The 9,751-nt window shown below is 69.6% G+C and carries 8 protein-coding genes; 4 read left to right on the top strand and 4 right to left on the bottom strand.

All coding sequences use genetic code 11. From position 1 onward, the window contains the following. Both AB7O82_RS25595 and AB7O82_RS25590 read right to left on the bottom strand, forming a co-directional pair. A partial coding sequence (locus AB7O82_RS25595) for a carboxymuconolactone decarboxylase family protein (protein WP_428620491.1) occupies window positions 1–494 on the bottom strand: 494 nt, incomplete at its 3' end. Window positions 495–645: 151 nt separating this feature from the next. Then, window positions 646–1,242 carry a TetR/AcrR family transcriptional regulator gene (locus AB7O82_RS25590; RefSeq protein ID WP_428620490.1) on the bottom strand — a complete coding sequence of 199 codons (597 nt, stop codon included), beginning with the start codon at window positions 1,240–1,242 and terminating at the stop codon, window positions 646–648. Window positions 1,243–1,320: 78 nt separating this feature from the next. Here AB7O82_RS25590 and AB7O82_RS25585 point away from each other — a divergent pair, with 78 nt between their 5' ends. Then, on the top strand, window positions 1,321–1,671 hold the full coding sequence (locus AB7O82_RS25585; protein ID WP_428548191.1) for a hypothetical protein: 351 nt from the start codon (window positions 1,321–1,323) through the stop codon (window positions 1,669–1,671). Window positions 1,672–1,814: 143 nt separating this feature from the next. On the opposite strand, the gene AB7O82_RS25580 is transcribed toward AB7O82_RS25585, so the two are convergent. Beyond that, window positions 1,815–2,822 (bottom strand): asparaginase, encoded by a 1,008-nt coding sequence (locus AB7O82_RS25580; RefSeq protein ID WP_428548188.1) that lies wholly within the window; start codon window positions 2,820–2,822, stop codon window positions 1,815–1,817. 133 nt (window positions 2,823–2,955) lie between these two features. On the opposite strand from AB7O82_RS25580, the gene AB7O82_RS25575 reads away from it, so the two are divergent. From AB7O82_RS25575 to AB7O82_RS25565, 3 genes are all read left to right on the top strand, one after another. Further along, window positions 2,956–3,597: a cation transporter gene (locus AB7O82_RS25575; RefSeq protein ID WP_428620488.1), complete on the top strand. Its 642-nt coding sequence runs from the start codon at window positions 2,956–2,958 to the stop codon at window positions 3,595–3,597. A gap of 456 nt (window positions 3,598–4,053) precedes the next feature. Continuing rightward, complete coding sequence (locus AB7O82_RS25570) at window positions 4,054–5,241, top strand: efflux RND transporter periplasmic adaptor subunit (RefSeq protein WP_428620486.1); 1,188 nt, start codon at window positions 4,054–4,056, stop codon at window positions 5,239–5,241. Further along, a complete protein-coding gene (locus AB7O82_RS25565) occupies window positions 5,238–8,429 on the top strand; it encodes an efflux RND transporter permease subunit (protein WP_428620484.1) in 3,192 nt (1,063 codons plus the stop codon). The genes AB7O82_RS25570 and AB7O82_RS25565 overlap by 4 nt, the downstream gene beginning before the upstream one ends. Here the strand turns inward: AB7O82_RS25565 and AB7O82_RS25560 are convergent. Further along, window positions 8,357–9,469: an NAD(P)/FAD-dependent oxidoreductase gene (locus AB7O82_RS25560; RefSeq protein ID WP_428620483.1), complete on the bottom strand. Its 1,113-nt coding sequence runs from the start codon at window positions 9,467–9,469 to the stop codon at window positions 8,357–8,359. The genes AB7O82_RS25565 and AB7O82_RS25560 overlap by 73 nt on opposite strands. Window positions 9,470–9,751: the final 282 nt, after the last annotated feature.

Raw genomic sequence — 9,751 nt, 5'->3', positions numbered from 1 at the left:
GCCTGCCGTGCCGCTCTCTCGCCCGACATCGGCGTGAAGCCGTGTCCTTCGACCAGCCGCTGCATGAAGGCGGCGCGCGCCGTGATGGCGATGGCGTCCTGCAGGGCCTGCTCGTTCCAGCCGGCGGCGAACACCGCGTCGGCATCGGCCTGGGTCATCGCGCTTGGTGTCAGCATCAGCTTGCGGACGAAGGCGAGCAGCAGCTTCAGGCGTGCCTCGACCGGCGCCGTGCCGGGATCCTCCAGCAGCCGCTCCACCGTGCCGGGCGCCACGCCCCAGGCATAGGCGACCGCCGAATGCGCCACGCACACGAACCGGCATCCGGCGACGCCAGCGGCGTAGGCCAGCATCAGCTCGCGTTCGCCCTGGCTGAGGGGAGACGGCCCGTTCATCAGCGCCTGGCTCATCTTCGCCCACGCACCGTAGATGTCGGGATATCTGGAGAAGACGTTCGCCGGGCCGGCGTCGGCGGGCAGGGATTTGAGGAAGGGCATGAGGGCTTGGTCTCGTTGAACGGCAATGTCGCGGATCGCCTCTGCGCGCGGCCGTGTCGACAGCCTCCTTGCAGAGACGAAGGTCGCCTTACCTCTTCTGGATCCGGAATTGGTACATGCCGACAAGTGTATCAGGGTTTTGCCAGAGTCCTCAGCGCTTCGGCGGGCGCCTGTGGCGAGCGTCGTCAAGGCCGGCGGATCGGTGCGAGGCGTTGCCCAGGGCGAGCAGCTTGAGCTCGGCTACGATCTGGTCGAGGCGCTCGGCCGGAGTCCGGGTTCGACTCAGGGCGGCGCCGAGATACGTCCAGTAGAGGAGCTGCGCCCGCGCGCCCGCCACGGACGGAGCGACGCCCGCCTCCACCAGCAGCCGTTCGAGGTAGTCCCGCCGCCTGCGGTCGACCTCGGCCACCGCGCGCGCGGCGACGGGATTGGCGTCGGCCCAGGCGCGCATGCGGATCTCGTGTGCTGCGCCGTGCCCGAGGGCCCGGCGCAGCAGCGCATCGAGGCGCTGCTCGCGCGGTCCGTGCCGCTCGATGTCGGTGATGATCGCCTCGGTCGTGGTCTGCCGCCAGTGCTCTATCACCCGCCCATGGAAGTCGCCGAGATCGGTGAAGTGCCAATAGAAGCTGCCGCGCGACACGCCGAGCTTGCGCGCCAGGACATCCGCCTTGAGGGCGTCGAAGCCCTCGCGGGCCAGCGTCGTCGCGGCGAAGTCGATCCAGTCCTGCGCGGTCAGTCGCTCGGTCACGAGGTCGCACCATACAGTGCTGTATTGACGGTGGCAATCGCCCACCTATCATCCCTACAGAGCTGTATGGAGGAACTCATGCAGGATCTGGCGCTTCAGGCGGCCGGCGGGCTGGCCATCGTGGTCGCGGTGGCGCATGGCGTCATTGCCGAGCGGCGCGTCTTTCCCGACGCGCGCATCGAGCCGGCCTGGGCGTTCCGCCTGCTGCGCATGGTGTGGCAGGCGAGCACGGTGGACTGGATCGCCGTAGGCGTCCTGCTGATCGCGGCGCCCGGGCTCGGCTCGCCGGCGGCGCGCCACTGGATCGTCGGCGCGGCGGTCGTGGTCTACGGCTATGCCGCCGCGGGCAATGCGCTGGCAACGCGGGGTCGCCACATCGGCTGGATCCTGATGACGGCCGTCGTCGCGCTGGCCCTCTTCGGGTTGTAGCGTCGCTGCCGCCTCAGTACGGGGCTATCGCATATGACAAGGAATGCCGTCATCCCGAGCGGAGCCGCCCGCAAGGCGGCGCAGTCGAGGGACTTTTCTTGCTGGATGACTTCCTGCTTCATCATATGCGATAGCTCGCCGGCTCAGTAGGTGGCGAAGATGCGCGCGATCTCGGCCGGGTCGGAGGTCCGGGTGAGCGCCAGCGCCAGCAGCAGGCGGGCCTTCTGCGGATTGAGATTGTCGGCGGCGAGCACGCCTGCATTGGCGAGCCTCTTGCCGCGATGGATGCGGCCCGAGCCGGCGCGCGAGGATTGCACGACCACGATGCCCTGGCGGACCGCCTCGGTCATGGCCGCGAGGTCGGCGGCGGGCGGCATGCCGGGGGCGAAGCCGGCCGACACCAGTCCCTTGGCGCCGGCCGCGATGAAGGCCCGCATCGCGCTGCCGTCGGAGCCGGCATAGGCATAGGCGATGTCGACGCGCGGCAGCGCCTCGAGGCCCTCGATATCGAACTCGGTGTCGGGCATGTGCCGGCGCTCGGGCCGGCGGTAGTAGACGATGCGATCGGCGTCGGCATGGCCGAGGATGCCGAAATCGGGCGTGCGGAAAGTCTGCAGGCGCCAGTTCGAGGTCTTGGTGACCTCGCGTGCCGCCTGGATCTCGTCGTTCAGCAGCACCAGCACGCCGCGCCCGCGGCTCGCCGGACTGGCCGCCGTGCGCACGCCGTTCACCAGGTTGATCGCGGCGTCGGTCGACAGGCCCGAGGCCGGTCGCTGGGCGCCGATCACGACGACCGGCACCGAGACCTTCAGCACCAGGTTCAGGACCCAGGCCGTCTCCTCCAGGGTCGCCGTGCCATGACCGATGACGATGCCGGCCAGGTCCGGATGCTCCGCCACCACGCGATGGCACAATGCCGCCAGGGCGCGCCATTCGGCGAAGTAGATCTCGGGGCTCGGGACATTGCGGAAGTCGACCGGGATGATCTCGGCGATCTCCTCGACCACGGGAAAGCGGGCGACGATCTCGCTGGCGTGCAGGCGCTTGTCGTGGACGACGTAGTCCTGCAGCTCGAGCGGATGGATGCCGAGGGACGAGATGGTGCCGCCGGTTCCGATGAAGGCGACCTTGGGCCGGGCTATGCTGCTCACGCGAGACTCCTCTGCCGGGACCGACCCCGACGATCGACATGGGAACGCAAGATCGATGCCGCCGCATGGGCAATCATGCAACTCTTGAAACGGTGCCGGCAGGCGCCCATGCTCGGGCTTGCGGAGGGCTACGATGAGCGCGAATTGCTGCGACCATTGCGATCCCGACGACGGCGGACCTGCCTACCGCCGGGCGCTGTGGCTGGTGCTGTCGATCAATGCCGCGATGTTCGCCGTCGAGATCGGCGCCGGCTTGATCGCGGGCTCGGCGTCGTTGCAGGCGGACGCGCTCGACTTCCTGGGCGACTCTGCGAACTACGCGATCTCGCTGTTCGTGGTTGGCATGGGGCTGCGCTATCGCGCGTCCGCCGCCCTGGCCAAGGGCGTGACCATGGGGCTGTTCGGGTTTTGGGTGCTGGGCCTCGTCGTCTGGCATGCCTGGCATGCAACCCTGCCGCAGGCCGGCACGATGGGCGTGGTCGGCGTGACGGCGCTGCTCGCCAACGTCGCATCCTTCGCCCTGCTGTGGGCCTATCGCGGCGGCGACGCCAATATGCGCTCCGCCTGGATCTGCACGCGCAACGACGTCCTGGGCAGTCTTGCGGTGCTGCTGGCGGCGGCGGGCGTGTTCGGAACCGGCAACGGCTGGCCCGATCTCGTGGTCGCGGCGATCATGGCGGGGCTGGCGCTGCAGGGCGCGTGGATCGTCAATCGCCGGGCGCTGCTCGAACTGCGCTCGACCGGCCTGTTCGCGAGCGCCGTCACCCGGATGTGACGTTGGGCCGCTTGGCAGACGAGGGGACCAGGCACATAGTTGATCAGTGCGGCGCCTGACTATCCTTTCGGCAATTCTGGCCTGCTTGGCGGTTCTCGCGGGCGCGGCCACGGTCGTGTCCGCCGCCCTCTTGCCCGCGAGCCCGATTGCGGCCGGCCCAATCGAATGGGGTCAGGGCACGGCGGCGCCCTGCGGCCATTGCGACGATTGCGACCAGGCGCCGTGCCCGCTGCCCATGACGGAATGCCTGCATGTCGCGGCAGCCCCGGCCCCGCTGCTGCCGGCCGCGCCGGTCGAGCTTATCCGGCCCCTTGATCACGCCGGCTACTGGCCTTCCGGCGACGCCTGGTTGAAGGGCCTCTCTCCTCCGCCCGACCCGTTCCCTCCGCGCGCCTGACGATCCGTCGATCGGGTTGACCCGCCGCGCCGATGCGCGCGGCATTGCGGAGATGGTTCATGATTGGTGTGTCTTTCGTGCGGCCCGGCCTTGCCGGCGCCGTTCTTCTGGCCGTGCTCGCCGGCGCGTTCGGACCGTCGGCGACCAGCGCGGCCGATGCCTGTCCGGGCAGCAAGGTGAAGTTCTACCGGGATCCGATGGGCGGACCGGATACGTCGCCGGTACCGAAGAAGGACTCGATGAACATGGACTATATCGCGGTCTGCGAGAGCGAGGCCGGCGACAGTCCAGGCACGGTCAGGATCAACCCCGACAAGGTGCAGCGTCTCGGCGTCCGCAGCGCCGTGGTCGGCGAGCGCGATCTGTCGCGCACGATCCGCGCGTTCGCCAGTCTGCAGTTCGACGAGCGCCGGCAGTACGTCGTGGCGCCGAAGTTCAGCGGCTGGATCGAGAAGCTGCACGTCAACGCGACGGGTGACGCGGTCGAGCGCGGGCAGATCCTGTTCGAGGTGTTCAGCCCCGAGCTGAACGTCCTGCAGCAGGAGTGGGGCCTCGCCGGCCGCAGCGTCTATGCCTCGGACAAGCTGCGCTATCTCGACTATCCCGAGGCCGCGATCGACAGGCTGCGCCGTGGCGAGCGCCCGCGGACGGTCGCGATCCCGACGCCGGTTTCCGGCACGGTCGTCGACAAGACCGCCGTGGAGGGCGCGCGATTCCGGGCCGGCGAGACGCTGTTCCGGATCGTCGACGTGTCGACCATGTGGGTGATGGCGGAGGTCTACGAGCAGGACCTGGGCTTCGTGAAGGCGGGCGACAGCGCCCGCATCTCGGTCAATGCCTGGCCCGATCGTCCGCTGGAGGGCAAGGTCACCCTGATCTATCCCAGCGTCGGCCGGGACAGCCGGACCGCCCGCCTGCGCATCGAAGTGCCCAATCCCGACGGGCGTCTGCGGGCCGACATGGCCGCCATCGTCGAGATCACGACGCCGGTCGAGGGCAGCCGCGTCGCGGTGCCCGATTCGGCGCTGATCGACACGGGACGCCGCAAAGTGGTGCTGGTCGAGCGCGGCGAAGGCCGCTACGAGCCGCGCAAGGTCACTGTCGGCGCCCGTATGCCGGGCTGGGTGCAGATAAATGCCGGCCTGCAGCCCGGTGAGAAGGTGGTCACGCAAGCCACCTTCCTTATCGATGCCGAGAGCAACATCCGGGCGGCGCTGGCCGCATTCGGCGCGGGAGACGGCACGTGATCGGCGCCGTCATCCGCTGGTCGGCTCGCAACCTGCTGCTCGTCCTGATCGCCAGCGTGGCGGCGGTCGGCGGCGGGCTGTTCGCGGTCGGCCGACTGTCGCTCGATGCCATTCCCGATCTCTCCGACACCCAGGTCATCGTCTACACCGAGATGCCGGGCCAGGCGCCGCAGGTCGTCGAGGACCAGGTGACCTACCCGCTGACGACCGCGCTGCTCGCGGTGCCGCGCAGTCGCGCGGTGCGCGGCTTCTCGTTCTTCGGCGTGTCGTTCGTCTACGTGATCTTCGAGGACGGCACCGACATCTACTGGGCGCGCAGCCGGGTGCTCGAGTATCTCAATTCCGGCACCGCCAGGCTGCCGGCCGGCGTGCAGCCGGCGCTCGGGCCGGATGCAACCGGCGTCGGCTGGGTCTATCAATACGTCGTGCTCGGCGCCAATCGCACGCTGGCCGAGCTGCGCTCGGTGCAGGACTGGTACGTGCGTTTCGGTCTCGCCAAGGCGCCGGGCGTGGCCGAGGTGGCGAGCGTCGGCGGCTTCGTGCGCCAGTACAACGTCGTCGTCGACCCGGTGAAGCTGCGCAGCTACGGCGTGCCGCTGTCCCGCGTTCTCGAGGCGATCCGCGCCTCCAACCGCGAGACCGGCGGCCGCGTGATCGAAATGGCCGAAGCCGAGTTCATGGTGCGCGGACGGGGCTATCTCACCGGCACCGCCGATCTCGGCCAGATTGTGCTCAAGGCCGACGGTCCGACTCCGGTCCTGCTGCGCGACGTCGCGCAGATCGAGCTCGGCCCGGACGAACGCCGTGGCGTGACCGAGCTCGACGGCGAGGGCGAGGCGGTGGGTGGCATCGCCCTGCAGCGCTTCGGCGGGAGCGCGCTCGACGTCATCGACAACGTCAAGGCCAGGGTTGCGAGCATCGGCCCCGGCCTGCCCGAGGGCGTCAGCATCGAGACCGTCTACGACCGCTCCGGCCTGATTCACCGCGCCATCGCCACCCTCAAAACCACCCTGATCGAGGAAAGCCTGGTGGTCGCCGCCGTCTGCATCGTGTTCCTGCTGCACGTGCGCTCGGCGCTGGTGGCCATCGTCACGCTGCCGGTCGGCGTGCTGATGGCCTTCATCGCCATGCACGCTCTGGGCATCGGCTCCAACATCATGAGTCTCGGCGGAATCGCCATCGCCGTCGGCGCCATGGTCGACGCAGCCATCGTCATGATCGAGAACGCCCACAAGCACCTCGAAAGGCTGACGCCGGGCCGGTCGCGCGTCGAGGCAATCGTCGACGCCGCGGTGGAGGTCGGCCCGGCGCTGTTCTTCTCGCTGCTGATCATCACCGTGTCGTTCCTGCCGATCTTCGCCCTGGAGGATCAGGAAGGCCGCCTGTTCAAGCCGCTGGCCTGGACCAAGAGCCTGGCGATGGCGTCGGCGGCGCTCTTGTCGGTGACGCTGGTGCCGGCTCTCATGGTGCTGCTGGTCCGCGGCCGCATCCAGCCGGAGCATCGCAACCCGGTGAACCGCCTGCTGATCGCGTTCTATCGGCCGGCGATCCGGCTGGTCCTGCGCGCGCGCCTGCTGGTGGTCGCGCTGGCGGTGGCGCTGCTCACGGCGTCGGCGTGGCCGGCGATGCGGCTCGGCGCCGAATTCATGCCGAGCCTCGACGAGGGCACGCTGCTCTATATGCCGGTGACCCTGCCGGGCCTCTCGGTCACGAAGTCCGCCGAGCTGCTGCAGACGCAGAACAAGATCATCAAGTCGTTCCCCGAGGTCGCCTCGGTGTTCGGCAAGGCCGGGCGCGCGGCGACCGCGACCGATCCGGCGCCGCTCGAGATGTTCGAGACGGTGATCAACCTCAAGCCCAAATCCGAATGGCGGGCCGGCCTCACGGTCGAGTCGCTGATTGCCGAGATGGATCGCGCGCTGCAGCTGCCCGGTGTCAGCAATGCCTGGACCATGCCGATCAAGGCGCGCATCGACATGCTGGCGACCGGCATCCGCACGCCGGTCGGCGTCAAGCTGCTCGGCCGCGACTACGACGAGCTCGAGGCCGTGGCGCGCCAGGTCGAAGCGGCCATCCGCGGCGTGCCGGGCACCACCTCGGCGTACGCCGAGCGGGTGACCGGCGGCTACTTCCTCGAGGTCGTGCCCGATCGCGCGAGGCTCGCGCAGTACGGCGTCATGGTCGAGGACGTGCAGCGCGCCGTGGCGAGCGCGCTCGGCGGCGAGACGGTGACGACGACGGTGGAGGGACGCGAGCGCTATTCGGTCAATGTCCGCTATCCGCGCGACTTCCGCTCCGACCCGCGCGCCATTGCCTCGGATGTCCTGGTGCCGACCATGCGCGGTGGCGGCATGGTGCCGCTCGGCCAGCTCGCCGCGGTACGCTTGACGCAGGGACCGACCAGCATCCGCACCGAGAACGCTCAGCTCGCGGTCTATGTCTTCGTCGACTTCCGCGATCGCGATCTTGCCGGATACGTCGCTGATGCGCGCCGGGCGGTGCAGGAAAAGGTGACGCTGCCGGCCGGCACTTACGTCGTCTGGAGCGGCCAGTTCGAATATCTCGAGCGGGCCGCGGCGCGCCTGAAGATCGTCATCCCGGCGACGCTGCTGCTGGTCTTCGTGCTGCTCTACTGTGCCTTCGGACGGCTTGCCGAGACGCTGATCGTCATGCTGTCGCTGCCCTTCGCCCTGGTCGGCGGGCTCTGGCTGGTATGGTGGATGGGCTTCAATCTCAGCGTCGCCGTGGTGGTGGGCTTTATCGCGCTGGCCGGGGTCGCGGCCGAGACCGGCGTCGTGATGCTGATCTACCTCGACCAGGCGATGGCGGCGCGGCGGGCTGAGTGTGCCGAGCAGGGCCGGGCCTTCACGCGCGACGATCTGCGCGCCGCCATCATGGCGGGCGCGGTCGAACGGGTGCGGCCCAAGATGATGACCGTGACGGCGATCGTCGCCGGCCTCCTGCCCATCCTGTGGAACGACGGCACCGGCTCGGAGGTGATGCAGCGCATCGCGGTGCCGATGATCGGTGGCATGGCAAGCTCGACCGTGCTGACGCTGCTGGTGATCCCGGCCGTCTATGGCCTGGTCAAGTCGTGGTCGCTGCGGGAAGGGGCTCAGGCTCGCCGCAGCCGTGCCGGGTCGAGCGGGCTCAACCTTTCCGGAGCGAATGGAGTCAAGTCGATGTGACGGGCCGTGCCGTCGAGGATCAGCTCGCTGATCGCCTCGCCGGTCGCCGGCGCGTTGAGCATTCCCCACACGCTGTGGCCGGTCGCGACGTAGGCGCCGGCGAGTCCCGGCACCGCGCCGATCAGCGGCAGGCCGTCCTCGGTGACCGGCCGGAAGCAGGCCTGCCGGGCCACGATCGGCGCCGTCGAGAGAGCGGGCGAGAGGGTCCGGCACATCGCCTCGAGGCGGGCGTGCGCGCCGTCGTCCGGCGCGACTGCTGCGGGATCGATCGGCAACGGCCCGGTGCTCGAGATCGCGCACACCCAGGTCGTGCCGTCGGCGCGCGCGAACAGCTCGGGAGTCAGGACCTCGCCGCTCGCTTCCTGGTACTCGAGGAACAGCGCCTCGGCGGGGATGGCGGAGCCGGTATCGAAGACGAGGCTGTGGCCCTTGTAGCCGTACACTGCGGGCAGCGGCAGCCAGCGCGCGGCCAGGATCGACCACGGCCCCATCGCGATGACGACGGCATCGCCTTCGACGATCTCGCCGCCGTCGAGCGCGACGCCGGCAAGGGCGCCCGTCGGGTCGCGCACCAGTGACGTCACCGCGCCGGGACGCAGTTCGGCGCCATGCTCCTCGGCGGCGCGCATCATCCCGGTGGTGTAGGCGCGCGGCTCGACCAGCGCCGTGGTCTGCGGCGAGCCGAGCCGGCCGGTGAGCGTCACACCGGCCGACAGCCATGGCCGCCCGCCCGTTCCGCGTGCGTCGTCGCCCTCGCGGGCGTAGCCGCCATAGGTCGTAAGACGGCGGTAGCCCCAGGGGTTGCCGAGCTCCTCGGCGAGCGTGGCGTGCAGCGCGAAGCTGCGCCGCGCCAGCCCGTCGAGAACGGTGCCGCGGCACCAGTCGAGCGCCAGGAAGCCGCCCGACTTGCCGGACGCCGACCCGGCGACCTCGTGACGCTCGATGACGATCGGCAGCGCGCCGCGCCGGCCCAGGAAGTAGGCGATCGCGGTGCCGATCGCGCCGCCGCCGCAGATGATGATCCGTCGTGCCGGGCTCATGTCATCACTGTGTCAGGCCTGGCGCGGCCGTGCCAGCCAGGCCGGCATCAGCGGCGCTGTTGCGCCGGCACAGGCGCGAAGCCTAGCATGAGGCAAGGGAGACGCGATGTTCAGCTGGCTTGTTCGCCTGATCCTGATCGTGGCCAGTGCCATTGCCCAATGGTTCGTCGCGACCGATTCACCGCATTTCGGCATCGTGCAGGGCGTCGTCGGCATCCTGCTGATCGCGCTGGTCGTGTTCGTGCTGGCGTTCTGGCCGGCGCGCTGGTCGCACCGACTCGA

This window comes from Reyranella sp., from assembly GCF_050185545.1.
Taxonomy (GTDB): Bacteria; Pseudomonadota; Alphaproteobacteria; order Reyranellales; family Reyranellaceae; genus Reyranella.
This window is presented reverse-complemented; position numbering and strand designations above follow the sequence as displayed.